This window comes from Yokenella regensburgei, from assembly GCF_051486985.1.
Lineage (GTDB): Bacteria > Pseudomonadota > Gammaproteobacteria > Enterobacterales > Enterobacteriaceae > CBFFRJ01.
In genome coordinates this window covers 20,852-35,550 of the sequence record NZ_JAHVDV010000026.1, presented here as the reverse complement: position 1 = coordinate 35,550, position 14,699 = coordinate 20,852, and the positions used below count along the sequence as shown (strand labels likewise).

Genomic DNA, 14,699 nt, shown 5'->3' with positions numbered 1-14,699 from the left:
TCCCGGCAACGATAACAGATAAAAATCACAACAGTCACTTGCTGATTTTGGTAGGCAACAGCATGGCCGGCCCTTGCGGGTCGGCCATTGCTTATGGTCAGAGCTTAAAGCTGCCGACCACGTTTTCGAGCTGCACGGTCTGCTCTTCCATCGACTGCGCGGCGGCAGCCACCTGCTCTACCAGCGCGGCGTTCTGCTGCGTGGCGCTGTCGAGCTGGTTAATCGCAATATTGATTTGCGCAATGCCACGGCTCTGCTCATCACTTGAAGAGCTGATTTCTGAAATCAGCACGTTTACGCTTTCCACTTTTTCCATCAGGCCATCCATGTTGGCACCCGCCTGACGCACCAGCCCACTGCCCTGCTCAATGCTGCTGACGGACTCTTCAATCAGCTTTTTGATCTCCTGAGCAGAACGGGCGCTGCGCTGAGCAAGTGAACGTACTTCCCCTGCCACCACCGCAAAGCCGCGACCATGTTCACCCGCACGCGCAGCTTCTACTGCGGCGTTGAGCGCCAGGATGTTGGTCTGGAAGGCAATGCCGTCAATCACACTGATGATCTCCACCACTTTCGAGGAAGAGTCATTAATGTGGTTCATGGTGGAAACCACCTGGTTTACCACACTGGCCCCTTTTCTGGCGGCCTGCGTTGCTTCCACCGCCAGCTTATTCGCCTGCAATGCATTTTCAGCATTCTGGCGCACGGTGCTGGTGAGCTCTTCCATCGATGCTGCGGTTTCAACAATCGAAGAAGATTGCTCCTCGGTACGTGACGAGAGGTTCAGGTTGCCGCTGGCAATCTGCCGTGAGGCCGACGAAATTGCCATTGAACTGCTGCCGACCTTCTGCATCAGTTCATTAAGGAATGAAATGAAGGTGTTGAAGTTATTAACCACCGCATTAAATTCCGGGCTCTTACTCTGCGTTAAGCGTTGGGTTAAATCGGCCCCGCCGCTGGAGAGCGCTTCAATATTCTGATTCAGTAAGGTCACATTGCGGAAAATATTACGCACAATGATCATCATGATGAACACAATCAGCAGGCCAATCACCGCCTGCACAATCGTCAGTTTCGTCATAATGGCATCTGACAGGCTTACCAGGTGGCTGGATGGAATATCCACCGCCATGTACCACGGGCTCCCGCTGATCGGCAATACCAGCAGCGTGTGCTCGCCCTCCTCCCCCTCATAAGTGCCGGTGGCTTCGGTTGTGCTGCTTTTTGCCAGTAGCGCCGATAACGCTGAAGAGGAGGGAAGATTGAGGTCACGTACGTTCGACAGCGCGGGTTTATCCTGCACCGCGGAGCCATTACCCACGATTTTGCCATCCGCTTCCACGATCAGCACGCTGCCGCCTACGGCTTTACCCATGTCCACGGCCAGTTGGTTAAAGAAGCCCAGCGTGACGTCGATAGTCGCCACACCCCAGGCTTTACCATCTTTGGTAATAGCCATCGCACAGTTGGTGCGCGGCTGCGGGCTGGCAGCGTCCTGGTAGGCTTTCGCCCAGGCGCACTCGCCCTTCGGCGCATTCATGCCGTCTTTATACCAGGGCTGTTCCCAGTATTTTGCCGACTCAGGCTGGTTCCAGACTGTATTGACCTGAAGCGTGCCGCTGGAATTACGTGCATAAAAGGTACTGAATTTGTCCCGCGCTGGATCACGCTGACCGGGTAACGGCCAAATCCCGCCGCCGAAGACGTTCAAATCTCCATATTGATTAACGAGTTGCGGTAACAGCGCATCAATCTGATCGCTTTGTAATGCCACAACCAGTTCAGTCATAGCGCGTTGCTGCGCTTTTACACGGTTCATCTGCTCTTTGATCGCATCACTTTGCAATTCAACCGTGGCCTGAATATTTTTTGTTTCCGTTTCAATTATTTGTGGTGAAACAAATTGCTTAATAACGATCCAGGTAACTACAAGTAAAATAACGAAAAAACTAATAAGCAATAGGCCAATACGGCCCTGCGTGGTTTTCCATGACATAATGGCGAGTACTCGGTCGGGTTGAATTAAGGTTTATAACGACAATTAATAGAATTTCTTTAATTTAAATCGGCAATCATTTCTTATGAAACCTTGTTCCATCAGGCAAAACCAGGTTTATGAAACCTTTTTCGGGATCAAAAGTGCTTTATATAAACAAATGCAATGCTGAAAATTGTGTTCTCCCATTCATACAGTCCAATATTATCAAGATGTTGGAAGAAGAGATGAGAACATCCTCATGAAAAAGAAGGTTAAGCGAGCGAAGAGGAGCTTTTTATTAGTATGTAATTTGCTCTTTGTTGAATGAGACGCAGTTAATGCGGAGAAAGGGGAACAAATCAGTGCTCATTTGTAAAAAGCAACTTAATGCAAATTAAAGAGTGCGGGCACTTAATTAACAATAGTGTAAGGTCAGAAGTAAACGTCAGGGACAGTAAGTAGGTAAGCAGGCAACTACCCCACGCAAAGCATGCCAGACTGGGACTCAGACTGGCAATTTTTTACTCATAGTCAAACGTAAATTCGGCATTGCTGGTAATAGTACCCGCATTGATCCCCGTACTTTTGCGATAATAATAAGCGGTGAATTTCAGCTGTTCATTCTCCTGTGTGCTGGTCATTAAAGCTTTATTATCACCGAACTTTAACGGCGTGTTTTTATAATAAATTTGAAACCCAACATCATCATTACCGATTGTGGTATTGGCCAGTACATCATCAGTGACGCCTGCCATTTTATTTGAACTGTCAAATTTGAGATTAATCTTCGGCTGGTTTTTACATTTCAGTGTAAAGGTAAAATCTTTGAAGATTTGGGAGTAACGGCCCGTGCCGACTGCCAGTTCGGCACGTGGGACAGATGGCAAACGTACCGTGCTGTTATCAACTCCTGTGACATCACATGTCCCATCAAATCTTACGTCTCCGACAAGGAGAAAGCTTAAATAAGAATAATATTGAGAATAATCGTATCCAACAAAGGTCATTTGACCGCGTGCGAGCACGGTGTTTGTACCGAGGCTTTGAATATGCCCAGCAGGGCAATCGAGAACTACTCCGTTTGAATACGGTCTCACTGTTTGGCTATGGGAGTAAGATGGATCTATGTAACATAGTGTGCAGTAAGGAGATTGCGCGCTCACGGCTATGTAACACCCACTAATGCTGCTTGTCATACCACCATAATAAACTCTGTCATGATAGTAAGTACCGTTATCAATACTACAATACCCCATGACATTACCTAATGTGAACCTTTCCCGGCCTGGTATACTGGTGTTTTTACTATTAATAAAATCAGCTGCAGTAACTTGTTTGGTTTCACTCCAACATGTCCCCGCAGTTGCCCGCTCTGGACTTACAATTGCAATGAAAAATAAAAAAAGAAATCCAACGCTTTTAATCCGCATTATTCATATTCCTTATGAATACATTCAAACAAATCACCAAAGGCGAACATATGAAGCAAAATTTATTCATAGCGCATGCTTAGAATAAAATTTATTAGAAAATGAATGCTTGGGATCACAATGTCAACTTATTAACTCCGGCTAAGCTCACATTAGTTTTAAAATCAGATTTTTATTATCATCAGGAATGATTGATAAAATTATGGCAACAAGTGAGGGTTATAGATTCTTTATTATTCAAGGCGGGCGCTGGATAATAACATGATTGACTGAACTGGTGCTTCGATTAGTAACTATCGGAGACTCTTAATACATTCATACTGGTAATGATTACCATTTATGGAAAATAGAGAAGAATGTTACCAACCCCCCCATAACGGTTTAAGATCCTACCCGGTAATAAAAAGTAATGAATCTCATAAACCATAACGGTTTACGTTACGCCAGTAACGGAATTCAAAATTTCATATCGCATCCTCGATGTGAGCGAAAACCTCATCTTCAGGTTAACCAACGTTCACACAAACTACTGTCAATAGAATCTTTCTTTGCTTGCGTAATTTAAAGGAATTTCGTGATAGCTCATAAAAAAATGAACATTTAATGACTGTACAATTTTTAGACTAAAAAACAACAAAATAGCACCACTTCTGGCCTGCAGGCCCCGTGGTTAGCCGCTTCGCCTTTACAATCCTCTCACTGCTAACCTCTTCACAACATGCATTTTTCGGCGCATAGTTGAGCAAATGTTCAGCAGAGGAAGAGAGTGGTTGTAATGGCAGATCGTCCGTTAATTATCCTGCAAGTTGGTTTTCCCTCAGAATCTATTCGTGAAGCCCATGGCGATATCCCCTCCTGGTTTTGTCGTGCTATCGGGCATCCTCTTGAACAAACGGAAGTGATCAGAGTGTTTGAAGGCGAAGCCCTTCCGCCACCGGATACCAACCGCGTTGCGGTGATAACCGGCTCGTGGGCAATGGTGACCGACAAACTTCCCTGGAGCGAAGCCGCCGCCGAGTGGATCCGGGCAGCCATGAATATTGGCATGTCGCTGTTCGGCGTCTGCTACGGCCACCAGCTGATGGCACATGCGCTCGGGGGCGAAGTCCAGTGGCATCCGAAGGGGCGTGAAGTGGGCAGTCAGTCAATCCAGCTGCATCCGCTTGCCAGTAATGACATGTTACTCAGCACGTTACCGCGCGAGTTTCCCGCTCATCTGACCCATTTGCAGACGGTCTCTCGCCTGCCGGAAGGTGCGCTGGCGCTGGCATCGTCCTCTCATGACCAGCATCAGATAGTGCGTTACGGACCAAACGCCATGTCGACGCAGTTCCACCCGGAATTTACGCCTGATATCGCATCCGCGATGATTCACCAGCGGAAAGAGGTGTTAAAAGAAGAAGGGTTTGATCCACTCGCTCTGCTGGCGGGTGTGTTACCCTCGCCGGAAGCGACGGAGTTGCTGCGCCGTTTCGTGCATCAGGCATTTAACCGTGCGGTGCCGGAGCAGGATGATCTGGCGCAGAGTGCCTGATTTGGTATCCCGGAGGCGCAATGTCATCCGGGATTCGAGCATCAATGAATATCAAACACACCCTGCCAATCTTGCGGCGTTGATTCCATATTCGTTAACTTATCAGCAAGTTAGATTGAATCCTTTCTGCTTTCAGACCAAAAATAGAATTTCACAGAAATAATGGCTCATGCCTTGTTGACAATATGTCAACAACCAATTTATTGTTTATCTACCACGGATGGGGAAATTAACGTGCATATCATCTCACGGGCACCCTTTGATGAAGCGGCCAGGCGTTATCCAAATGAAGCGCAAGCACTTACGGATATCTATAAAACGCTTAAGCGACTGCGATTCACTACGCCAGATGAGATGAGAAAGGTATATGCCCCTTTGGATCGAATGAAATATCGCGAGCGCTGGTGGGTAATGGACGTTGGCGGTAATAGCTTACGCATTATGTTTTATGCTGATTTCGAATCAGGCCGTCTTTTTATCAAACACATCGTCAGCCACGCCAGTTATGACAAACTCATTTAAAAATATCGGGAGCAATCAGAGTGAGAACACAGGATATCCTAAATGCTGCAAATCATCTGGTTACTTTGCTTCCCATTCTGGGCAAAACCCCTTGCAGGCAAGATTATGAGGATGCACTGGAAATGGTAGAATATCTTTTGGAAAATGAGCCAGCAAGCCCACTCATCGACATCCTCAGCGAGCGTATTGATAAATACGAAAACATTGCCCCTGAATTTGCCGAGTTCAATGCCAGAGCGGCAAACACTGAGAGCGGGTTAGCGCTGTTTCGTGTATTAATGACCCAGCATGGGCTGAATCAAAGTAGTTTTCAGCAAGAAATAGGTAGTCGCTCACTGGTCAGCAAAATAATGAATGGCAAGCGCAACCTGACGTTAGATCATATGCGGGCACTGGCAAAGCGTTTTAATGTTCCTGTAGGGGCTTTTACAGAATAACGATGAGCTATTGCTGTAGCACCATCCGGGATGCCTGTCCTGTTCAGTCAAGTCTCACCGTCTTTAACTCCTCAATCAGCCACTGCAATGCCGACTGATAATCAAATAACCGGTGCGTTAACAGAATTAAATCATAAGACGGTGCGCCTGCGGGTAATTCCAGAATACGCAGCGGCATCATCGCTGCTAATTCTTTGGCAATGCGGTATGGCACACACATGAGATATCCCGATGCCACCGCCACGCGTCCTCCTACGGCGTAACTCTGCACCACGGTGGTCAGCGGGCGATAGAGGTGTTGTTCTAACAACCAGCTGTCAATGTGGTCTGCGCCAGAACTGACCGCAGGCAGATGAATTTGTGCTTCGGTCACCAGGTGTTTTAGCGCTAACTGCTCAGGCAAGTCGGTACGCTCAACCGAGGCAATCGCGACATAATGGTCGGAAATCAGCGGGTGCTTATTAAAATACTGCGGGATGTATTGCAGGTTATTAACGCCAATAAAGGCATCCAGTTGCCCACGCTCCACGCGTTCGAACTTGATGGTCTCAGACAGAATATCGACGGAGAGGCGAACATTGGGCGCAGTGGCTTTAAATTTCGCCGTCAACGCAGGCATATACATGAACTCGAAGTAATCCACCGCACCGATGTAGAAGGTGTGCGGATCGCGACGCGGGTCAAAATTGCCTTTTCCCCGCGTTGCCGAGTCCAGTTTGCTCAGCGCATTTTCAATTACCGGGATCATAGAAGCGGCATAGGGTGTGGGTTCCATACCATTGCGGGTGCGAACAAACATCTCATCATTGAGCTGTTCACGCAGCCGGTTAAGCGCATGACTGAAGGCCGACTGGGTGATGTTGGCTTTGCGCGCTGCCCGGGTAACATTTTTCTCTTTCGCCAGAATGGGCACGAGGCGCAGCAAATTGAGGTCAATCACGACTATGCATCCTGTTCATGGTTTCATGCAAACAATACATTTTATGCATAACCTCAGACATTGCTATAGTCATGTTTACGCAAAATAAATGCTGCCTGTTATGAGCGGTATTTATGATTCAGAACGATTTACCCTCTGCATTACGGAGAAGCTCATGAGAAATGTAACGGTTGCCGCTACCCAAATGGCCTGTACCTGGGATCTTGATAAAAACGTGGCCAACGCTGAACGTCTGGTGCGTGAAGCACACAGCAAAGGTGCGCAGGTTGTCCTGATCCAGGAACTGTTCGCTGCCCCGTACTTCTGCATCGATCAGAGCCCGGAACACTATGCGCTGGCGCAGGAAGTCGCTGACAGCCCGCTGATTAAACACTTCTCGGCGCTGGCGAAAGAGCTGGAAGTGGTGCTGCCACTGAGCCTGTTTGAGAAGCATAACAACGCTTACTACAACTCGCTGGTGATGATTGACGCCGACGGCAGCGTACTGGAAACCTACCGTAAAACGCATATTCCGAACGGCCCGGCCTACCAGGAGAAACAGTTCTTCATCCCTGGCGACACCGGCTTCAAAGTATGGAACACCCGCTACGCCAAAATCGGCGTGGGCATCTGCTGGGATCAGTGGTTCCCGGAAACCGCACGCAGCCTGGCGCTGTTGGGTGCTGAGATCATCTTCTACCCGACCGCGATTGGTTCAGAACCGGCTTACCCGGAAATCGACAGCCAGCCGCACTGGACGCGCGTTCAGCAGGGCCACGCCGCGGCAAACCTGGTCCCGGTTATCGCCTCTAACCGTATCGGTACCGAAGCGAGCAAATACATCGAAGGCCTGGAAATGACCTTCTACGGCTCTTCCTTCATTGCCGACCAGACCGGTGCGCTGGTTGAGCAGGCGAACAAGACAGATGAAGTGGTGCTGGTCCACACCTTCGATCTGGAAGCGATTGCCGCGCAGCGCGCCTCCTGGGGTCTGTTCCGCGACCGTCGTCCGAACATGTACACCACGCTTGCCACCTCGGACGGTAGCGAGAGGAGCAAATAATGCCTGCGTTGACTACACCGCGTCAGGATGGCTTCGCTATGCCAGCCGAATGGGCGCCGCATCAGGCTGTCTGGATGTGCTGGCCGTATCGTACCGACAACTGGCGTGCTAACGGCGCGCCAGCCCAGCAGGCCTTTGCTGCCGTCGCTGAAGCCATCTCCCGTAAAACGCCGGTCATTATGGCCGTACCAAAAGCGGAAATGGAAAAGGCACGCAACACCATGCCAGCCAGCGTCACACTGGTGGAGATGGAGAGCGATGATGCCTGGATGCGCGACACCGGTCCAACCGTTGTGCGCAATGCCGCAGGCGACGTTCGTGCCGTAAGCTGGACGTTCAATGCCTGGGGCGGACTGCTCGGCGGTCTGTACGACAGCTGGGATAAAGACCAGTTAGTCGCAGGCCAGGTGGCCCGTTATCACGACATGCCCTGCTACGACACCCGTCTGATTCTGGAAGGGGGGTCGATTCATGTGGATGGTGAAGGCACCCTGCTGACCACCGCGGAATGTTTGCTGAATCCGAACCGTAACCCGCACCTGTCGAAAGAGGAAATCGAACAGCAGCTTCGCGATTACCTGGATGTAAAAACCTTTATCTGGCTGCCGGATGGGGTGTTTAACGACGAAACCGACGGGCATATTGATAACATGTGCTGCTTCGTGCGCCCCGGAGAAGTGGCGCTGCACTGGACGGATGACGTGAACGATCCGCAGTACGCCCGTTCCGTTGCAGCGCTGGAAATTCTGGAAAACACCCCGGATGCTCAGGGCCGCACGCTGAAAGTGTGGAAAATGCCTTCACCGCCGGCACTCTACGCCAGCGCGGATGAAACGCGCGGTGTTGAGAAGGGTAATGCCATTGAGCGCCACGAAGGTAACCGCCTGGCGGGATCTTATGTGAACTACCTGATCAGCAACGATCACATTATTTTCCCGCTGCTTGACCCGGCAACCGATGCCCAGGCTGAAGTACTGTTCCAGCAGATGTTCCCCGGCATGCTGATTACCGGCGTTCCGGCGCGTGAGATTTTGCTCGGCGGTGGCAATATTCACTGCATTACGCAACAGATTCCGCGCTAATTTGTAGACCCTCACCCCTGCCCTCTCCCTAAAAGGGAGAGGGAGCAAAGCGGTCAGGGAACATGTCTTTAAATTCTCAGCAAATGATCTTCAAATCTGCTTTACGGTGCTTTTTTTGGTCATCGTAGAAGTTTTCATGTGAGCCAGGACTCAGCATGTACAGTTCAAGCTTTTGTTCAACCCAGCTATCGCCAGGAAGGTATTGTTGGTTGCTCATGCGAAATTTATGGACGCGCAAATAAGCAAGATCGCCTTTTTTGCTCACCCAGTTCCGGGGTATCAATGATCAATTCGATCTGTTCATCTACGGTATCCCTCTCCTGCTGATTCAAAGAACCTGGCTTCTTTTCAAAGCGGCGGGACAGGTAAACGTCAATCTCAGGCTCGGTCTTTTCTGCGCACATACTTTACCGTTTGCCTGTTATCAATTTCTGATTTGGCTGACAGGGCTTCATTGATTAGCGAGAAAGGCATATCAGGGTTACCTTCGGCTATACGTCCGATTTTCGCCCAATATTCAATCTGCCCGGGCACACTCCTGCTCTGCGCGTCTGCATACACTAAGACCCACATCCCTCACTCACGCACCATGCGCACGAACTCTATGCCCTTCTTAAAGAAGGTTTCTCCTTCAGATATAAAGCCAAACTTTTCATAGAACCCTGTCGCTGACGTTCGCGCATTCAGGTGGAAGTGTGTAATCCCGGCTTTAGCCATTCTCTCCAGAACGGACTGAAACAGAAAACCGCCAAACCCCTGCCCCTGGTAAGCCTTCAGGGTGGCGAATTTACGAATCTGACAGGTAGAGGCATCGCAGATGAACACCGAGAGGCAGCTCACTATCATCTCTTCATGCACAACGCCGAAATGCTGCGCCTCTTCATCTCCCTCAACCCGTGAGGCTTCGCGGGGAAGGTGCGGCCACAGAATCGCATGACGGATATCCAGACACTGCTCAAGCGTAACGGGGGAAAATTTCACAGGAACTCCGGTAATTTAGTAGAAAAATTGAACAATTCTGCTCGAATTCACAGCAGGTTTAGCCAAATACGATAAACTTTCCTTAACCTCACGGAGATCATAAATCGTTGCAAAATGATTAGTCCGAAAAGCGCTGGCCCCCGCGCTCTGTATTCTCTTTAAAAACAAACACCTAAATGCTATCAGAACATTCAGGGTAGATATCGAAACGTGATCTGTAGCACACTTTGTCCCCACATATCGAAGCGAAAGTCTACGCTTAGGTAATAGCCGGGAAAAACCCGTAATGTATTACGACGACATCCGGAGGCCAGTATCTCTATGTTTAACCAGAAACTTCACAGCGCTGAATCCGTAGAATTTGGGATCGAAGACGAGGCCCGCTACGAAATCGACCCCTGCGAGTTAAAACTGGAAGAGATGATCGAGGCGGAGCCGGAGCCGGAGATGATTGAAGGGCTGCCCGCGTCGGACGCGCTCACCCCAGCCGATCGTTATCTGGAACTGTTTGAGAATGTGCAGTCAGCACGCATTTTTACCGACAGTAAAACCTTCCCTGACTGCGCACCCAAAATGGATCCGCTCGACATTCTGATTCGCTATCGCAAAATCAAACGCAAACCAGGCTTTGACCTTCGCCAGTTCGTGAAGGCCCACTTCTGGATGCCAGCAGACTACAGCAAAGAGTATGTTTCCGATCCGGGTAGCTCGCTCAAGGAACATATCGATCAGCTGTGGCCGGTGCTCACCCGTGAGCCGCAGGACCACATCCCCTGGTCTTCCCTGCTGGCCTTACCTCAGGCCTATATTGTGCCGGGTGGCCGGTTTAGTGAAACCTACTACTGGGACTCCTATTTCACCATGCTGGGGCTGGCAGAAAGCGGTCGTGACGACCTGCTGCGCTGCATGGCCGATAACTTCGCGTGGATGATTGAGCGTTATGGTCACATTCCCAACGGGAACCGCACCTACTATCTCAGCCGCTCTCAGCCGCCGGTCTTTGCGCTGATGGTGGAGCTGTTCGAGGAGGATGGCGTACGCGGCGCGCGACGTTATCTCGAACACCTGCTGATGGAGTACGACTTCTGGATGGACGGCGCAGAGTCGCTGTCGCTCAATCAGGCATATCGTCATGTGGTGCGAATGCCCGATGGTTCACTGCTCAACCGTTACTGGGATGACCGTGATACCCCGCGTGATGAGTCCTGGCTGGAAGACGTAGAAACAGCCAAGCACTCCAGCCGACCGGCCAATGAGGTTTATCGCGACCTGCGTGCGGGAGCCGCCTCTGGCTGGGACTACTCATCGCGCTGGCTGCGGGATGCGCATCGACTGGCCAGTATCCGTACCACGCAGTTTATCCCCATCGACCTGAACGCCTTCCTGTTCAAACTGGAAAGTGCGATTGCCAATATCGCCGGTTTGAAAGGTGACCGGGAGCGTGAGAGCGAATTCCGTCAGAAAGCCAGCGACCGCCGCGCGGCGGTTAACCGCTATATGTGGGATGACGAAAACGGCTGCTTCCGCGACTACGACTGGCGTCGTGAGCAGATGGCACTCTTCTCCGCCGCCAGCATCGTGCCGTTGTATGTGGGTATGGTGACTCATGAGCAGGCAGAGCGCGTAGCCGAGGCGGTAACGACCCGCCTGCTCACCCCCGGTGGGATTCTGGCAACCGAATATGAGACTGGCGAACAGTGGGACAAACCCAACGGCTGGGCCCCCCTACAGTGGATGGCCATTCAGGGATTCAAACTCTATGGCAACGATGCGCTGGGGGATGAAATTGCCCGTAACTGGCTGCGCACCGTGAACCATTTCTATGAGCACCACCACAAGCTCATCGAGAAATACCATATTGCGGACGGTACGCCGCGAGAAGGTGGCGGGGGTGAATATCCTTTACAGGATGGCTTCGGCTGGACGAATGGCGTGATACGCCGTTTGATTGGGCTATACGGGGAGCCGTAACTCCCCGTGCTCTCTCCTACTCAATGACGTCATAAATGGCGGACTGAATATCCGCCCATTTTTTGCTGTCATCGTCAGGTGCGGCTTTGTAACGTAACTCCGCCTGTTCCATCTCATAACGCTGGCGATTGACCACTGGTTTTGAAGTGCAAAACGCCTGCAACAGGTTCTTACGCACCGAGTCCAGTCGCGTACCTGCCGCCATGTTATGCGCCATATTCTCTATAAAGCGACGGCACGGGCGATTCTCCTCCATCTGCAGACGATAACGCAGGAGCATATCCAGCACGTCCGTGTAATTGTTCGCCAGCGCCTGTTCAGTCCAGGAGAGTTTCCACGGCATACCGGTGCTCAGAAACAGTGAAACAACGCGGGTATCGTTGCGATCGATGGCCGAGCGGAAGTTGCTTTCATCGCGTGGGATGCCCATACGGCTCAGCGTTTCTTTCGGCGTGACTTTCTCTTTACTTTGAGAAATGGGCACCGTGATGCGGCTCTCCCCGGTAAGAGGCCCCGTTGCCATGGAGGCGCCGCCGCTGAACATCATAAACGCGCCCACTGCCATTACCACCACCACCACGCCGACGGCACCCCATAACAGCGTCGACAGCATCTGTTCGCGCTGCTCGCGTGTGCGGGCAGCCCGTTTTTCCGGTTTCTCAATATCACCGCGAATTTGCATCGCATCCCCTCCCGCCGCGCGATCTTTTGAACGCGCATGCTCCCAGTAAGCCTCTAAACCCTCTCCTGCCTCTTTCATTAAACCCGCAGGATTAATCTTGATTCGCCCCTCTTCCCAGGCTCGCTGCACGGGACCGGTGATTTGCGGATAATAATTATCCAGTAAGGTCAGCTGATTGCTGGTCAGGGGTTGACCGGCCACCACCGTGCTGCGAATCTGGCGAATATCATCGAGGAACGTTTGTAGCGTTTTACGGGGTTCAAGGAAAAGATTCAGTACTGCGGTGTCGTTAAAAAGCCGCGCATAGTGCTGACTGAACTCTTTTCTGTCGACCAGTAGTGACGCCAGCTCGCCAAACTTCATGCCACTCAGAACATCATCGTCGTCGCCGGTTTTCAGCCAGCGGCGCACATTATCAGCCCCAAACCGTGTTTTCAAATGGTTACGTAAGCGTAATTTATCAGGCCAGGCGTGGTTGATTAAGGATTTCAGCATCAGCTCCAGCGCCCGTAGCTGAACCAATCCATGCTCCTGCCCTTCGTGCTTATCATGCAGGGTGGTGTTGTAGGTCAGGAGCGGCTGTTTCATGCGCAGGTGCTCCAACGCACGAACAAAACGCAGGGCGGTAATCAGCTGATTTTCGCTGACGTCCTGACCTTTTTCATAATGGGGAACCACCTGTTGTAAATGGCGCAACTGCAACGTGAACTGCGTTAATTCCGCGTCGTTCAGTTTTAATCTTTTTGCCACCATTCCCCAACCACCAAGACTCAGGCGCGCAATATCAAGTTGCTCCAGAAACCAGCGCGGATCTTTGCCTTCCTCGAAATGTACATTTAATAACAGCAAAATCTCGACAGACGCCTGGCGGATAATTCCGATGCATTCGTCAAATTGTTCACTCAGACTACGGGGTGCAGAACGGGCCATTCTCTTCCTTTAAGTGCAACCTAAGAAATAATTAACTGGCGAGAACAATCGTTAAATTTTCTTTATTTATGAGTAGTTAAAACATAGACCAGTTAACGATTATTATCAGTGACGGCGGCTTTAACAAAACAAAAATCCTGGAGCAAAATAATGTTAACCCTGAAGACGACACGACTGACCTGCTCCCCGATAACGGAGAGCGACTGGCCATTTTTTCTCGCCTTACAGCAGGATCCGCAGGTGATGCGTTTTGTTGCAGAACCTCGTCCGCAGGCGGCGATCCGTGAAGCATTCGATACCCGCCTTCCCGCCTGGTCTCCTGGCAGTGAACACTGGCTCTGTCTGGTAGTACGCGACAGCGTGACGGGTATGCCGCTCGGCGTGACCGGTTACGTCCATCGGGAGCGTGACTGCGCCGAAGTGGGATTTTTATTTGCGCCGCCCGCGCAGGGGAAGGGCTATGCGCTGGAATCCCTGCACGCCGTCTGTAGGTACGCATTCGCAGAGGGGGGAATCCGCCGCCTTGTGGCGACAGTGACAGCAGGTAATACCCCCTCCAGGCGGGTGCTTGAAAAAGCAGGTTTTGTGCAGGAAGGTGAACTGCGTGAAGCATTCTGGCTGGCAGGCCGCTGGCAAAATGACTGGATATTTGGGCTGCTGCACCACGAATACGGCGAAACCAGATAATTCACCTGTCATCCTCAGCAGGCTGTGCCAGGCTTAGCCAGTGTTTTACTGATCGTGAGGCGAGCTTATGAAGAAGATTCTGCTGGCAACAGCCGTAGCAGCACTGTTTTCCATGACAGCATTCGCAGAAGATTCACCCGGACTCAAAGCGGATAAAGCGCCACCCGCACCACATAAAATGGATGAGGGCTATCGCGGTATGGAAGATGCCCGTTCCATGACCGTGGAACAGGCAAAAGCAATGCACGATGGTGCCTCCGTCTCTTTACGAGGCAATTTAGTGCGTAAAATTGGTGAAGATGTGTATGAATTCAGGGATAAAACCGGGCAAATAGAGGTACATATCCCGATGGCTATCTTCGATGGTCGCCAGGTTTCCCCGGACCATCTGGTGGGCATTAGCGGGTCCCTCGACGCGAAGCAGAAACCTGCCCGCGTTAAAGTCACCCACTTCCAGAAACAGTAACCTCGCATAAAAACCGA

The 14,699-nt window shown here is 50.9% G+C and carries 15 protein-coding genes; 8 read left to right on the top strand and 7 right to left on the bottom strand.

The window, feature by feature from the left end; all coding sequences use genetic code 11:
• Window positions 1-97: 97 nt before the first annotated feature.
• Complete coding sequence (locus tag KXR87_RS17205) at window positions 98-1,996, bottom strand: methyl-accepting chemotaxis protein (protein WP_437433432.1); 1,899 nt, start codon at window positions 1,994-1,996, stop codon at window positions 98-100.
• A gap of 503 nt (window positions 1,997-2,499) precedes the next feature.
• A complete protein-coding gene (locus KXR87_RS17200; RefSeq protein WP_437433431.1) occupies window positions 2,500-3,408 on the bottom strand; it encodes a fimbrial protein in 909 nt (302 codons plus the stop codon).
• Window positions 3,409-4,183: 775 nt separating this feature from the next.
• Here KXR87_RS17200 and KXR87_RS17195 point away from each other — a divergent pair.
• The 3 genes from KXR87_RS17195 (at window position 4,184) to KXR87_RS17185 (ending at window position 5,901) form a co-directional block, all read left to right on the top strand.
• The gene (locus KXR87_RS17195; protein ID WP_437433472.1) at window positions 4,184-4,942 is read left to right on the top strand and encodes a glutamine amidotransferase; all 759 of its coding nucleotides are present in this window, start codon (window positions 4,184-4,186) and stop codon (window positions 4,940-4,942) included.
• 234 nt (window positions 4,943-5,176) lie between these two features.
• Window positions 5,177-5,464, top strand: a complete 288-nt coding sequence (locus KXR87_RS17190) for a type II toxin-antitoxin system HigB family toxin (protein WP_437433430.1) — start codon at window positions 5,177-5,179, stop codon at window positions 5,462-5,464.
• Between the two features lie 20 nt (window positions 5,465-5,484).
• A complete protein-coding gene (locus KXR87_RS17185; RefSeq protein WP_437433429.1) occupies window positions 5,485-5,901 on the top strand; it encodes a helix-turn-helix domain-containing protein in 417 nt (138 codons plus the stop codon).
• Window positions 5,902-5,944: 43 nt separating this feature from the next.
• Here the strand turns inward: KXR87_RS17185 and KXR87_RS17180 are convergent, their stop codons facing one another.
• A complete protein-coding gene (locus KXR87_RS17180; RefSeq protein WP_437433428.1) occupies window positions 5,945-6,841 on the bottom strand; it encodes a LysR family transcriptional regulator in 897 nt (298 codons plus the stop codon).
• Between the two features lie 154 nt (window positions 6,842-6,995).
• On the opposite strand from KXR87_RS17180, the gene aguB reads away from it, so the two are divergent.
• Window positions 6,996-7,883 (top strand): N-carbamoylputrescine amidase, encoded by an 888-nt coding sequence (gene aguB, locus KXR87_RS17175; protein WP_437433427.1) that lies wholly within the window; start codon window positions 6,996-6,998, stop codon window positions 7,881-7,883.
• Window positions 7,883-8,965 (top strand): agmatine deiminase, encoded by a 1,083-nt coding sequence (gene aguA, locus KXR87_RS17170; RefSeq protein ID WP_437433426.1) that lies wholly within the window; start codon window positions 7,883-7,885, stop codon window positions 8,963-8,965. The genes aguB and aguA overlap by 1 nt, the downstream gene beginning before the upstream one ends.
• A 76-nt stretch (window positions 8,966-9,041) precedes the next feature.
• Here the strand turns inward: aguA and KXR87_RS17165 are convergent, their stop codons facing one another.
• The 3 genes from KXR87_RS17165 to KXR87_RS17155 form a co-directional block, all read right to left on the bottom strand.
• A complete protein-coding gene (locus KXR87_RS17165) occupies window positions 9,042-9,230 on the bottom strand; it encodes a type II toxin-antitoxin system RelE/ParE family toxin (protein WP_437433425.1) in 189 nt (62 codons plus the stop codon).
• A gap of 113 nt (window positions 9,231-9,343) precedes the next feature.
• Window positions 9,344-9,538 (bottom strand): TA system antitoxin ParD family protein, encoded by a 195-nt coding sequence (locus KXR87_RS17160; RefSeq protein ID WP_437433424.1) that lies wholly within the window; start codon window positions 9,536-9,538, stop codon window positions 9,344-9,346.
• A gap of 3 nt (window positions 9,539-9,541) precedes the next feature.
• Window positions 9,542-9,946: a GNAT family N-acetyltransferase gene (locus KXR87_RS17155; protein WP_437433423.1), complete on the bottom strand. Its 405-nt coding sequence runs from the start codon at window positions 9,944-9,946 to the stop codon at window positions 9,542-9,544.
• Window positions 9,947-10,267: 321 nt separating this feature from the next.
• On the opposite strand from KXR87_RS17155, the gene KXR87_RS17150 reads away from it, so the two are divergent.
• Complete coding sequence (locus KXR87_RS17150; protein ID WP_437433422.1) at window positions 10,268-11,917, top strand: alpha,alpha-trehalase; 1,650 nt, start codon at window positions 10,268-10,270, stop codon at window positions 11,915-11,917.
• A gap of 16 nt (window positions 11,918-11,933) precedes the next feature.
• Here KXR87_RS17150 and KXR87_RS17145 read toward each other — a convergent pair whose 3' ends face one another.
• Entirely contained in the window at window positions 11,934-13,529 is a 1,596-nt protein-coding gene (locus tag KXR87_RS17145; protein WP_437433421.1) for an STY4199 family HEPN domain-containing protein, read from the bottom strand.
• A gap of 150 nt (window positions 13,530-13,679) precedes the next feature.
• Here KXR87_RS17145 and KXR87_RS17140 point away from each other — a divergent pair, with 150 nt between their 5' ends.
• Complete coding sequence (locus tag KXR87_RS17140; protein WP_437433420.1) at window positions 13,680-14,216, top strand: GNAT family N-acetyltransferase; 537 nt, start codon at window positions 13,680-13,682, stop codon at window positions 14,214-14,216.
• Between the two features lie 67 nt (window positions 14,217-14,283).
• Window positions 14,284-14,682, top strand: coding sequence for a YdeI family stress tolerance OB fold protein (locus KXR87_RS17135; protein ID WP_437433419.1), 399 nt, complete (start codon window positions 14,284-14,286; stop codon window positions 14,680-14,682).
• Window positions 14,683-14,699: the final 17 nt, after the last annotated feature.

Coding starts and splice junctions, on each gene's coding strand:
- KXR87_RS17160 (WP_437433424.1), bottom strand. CDS start 9,538: ATGTGGGTCTTAGTGTATGCAGACGCGCAGAGCAGGAGTGTGCCCGGG.
- aguA (WP_437433426.1), top strand. CDS start 7,883: ATGCCTGCGTTGACTACACCGCGTCAGGATGGCTTCGCTATGCCAGCC.
- KXR87_RS17205 (WP_437433432.1), bottom strand. CDS start 1,996: ATGTCATGGAAAACCACGCAGGGCCGTATTGGCCTATTGCTTATTAGT.
- KXR87_RS17200 (WP_437433431.1), bottom strand. CDS start 3,408: ATGCGGATTAAAAGCGTTGGATTTCTTTTTTTATTTTTCATTGCAATT.
- aguB (WP_437433427.1), top strand. CDS start 6,996: ATGAGAAATGTAACGGTTGCCGCTACCCAAATGGCCTGTACCTGGGAT.
- KXR87_RS17135 (WP_437433419.1), top strand. CDS start 14,284: ATGAAGAAGATTCTGCTGGCAACAGCCGTAGCAGCACTGTTTTCCATG.
- KXR87_RS17145 (WP_437433421.1), bottom strand. CDS start 13,529: ATGGCCCGTTCTGCACCCCGTAGTCTGAGTGAACAATTTGACGAATGC.
- KXR87_RS17150 (WP_437433422.1), top strand. CDS start 10,268: ATGTTTAACCAGAAACTTCACAGCGCTGAATCCGTAGAATTTGGGATC.
- KXR87_RS17195 (WP_437433472.1), top strand. CDS start 4,184: ATGGCAGATCGTCCGTTAATTATCCTGCAAGTTGGTTTTCCCTCAGAA.
- KXR87_RS17140 (WP_437433420.1), top strand. CDS start 13,680: ATGTTAACCCTGAAGACGACACGACTGACCTGCTCCCCGATAACGGAG.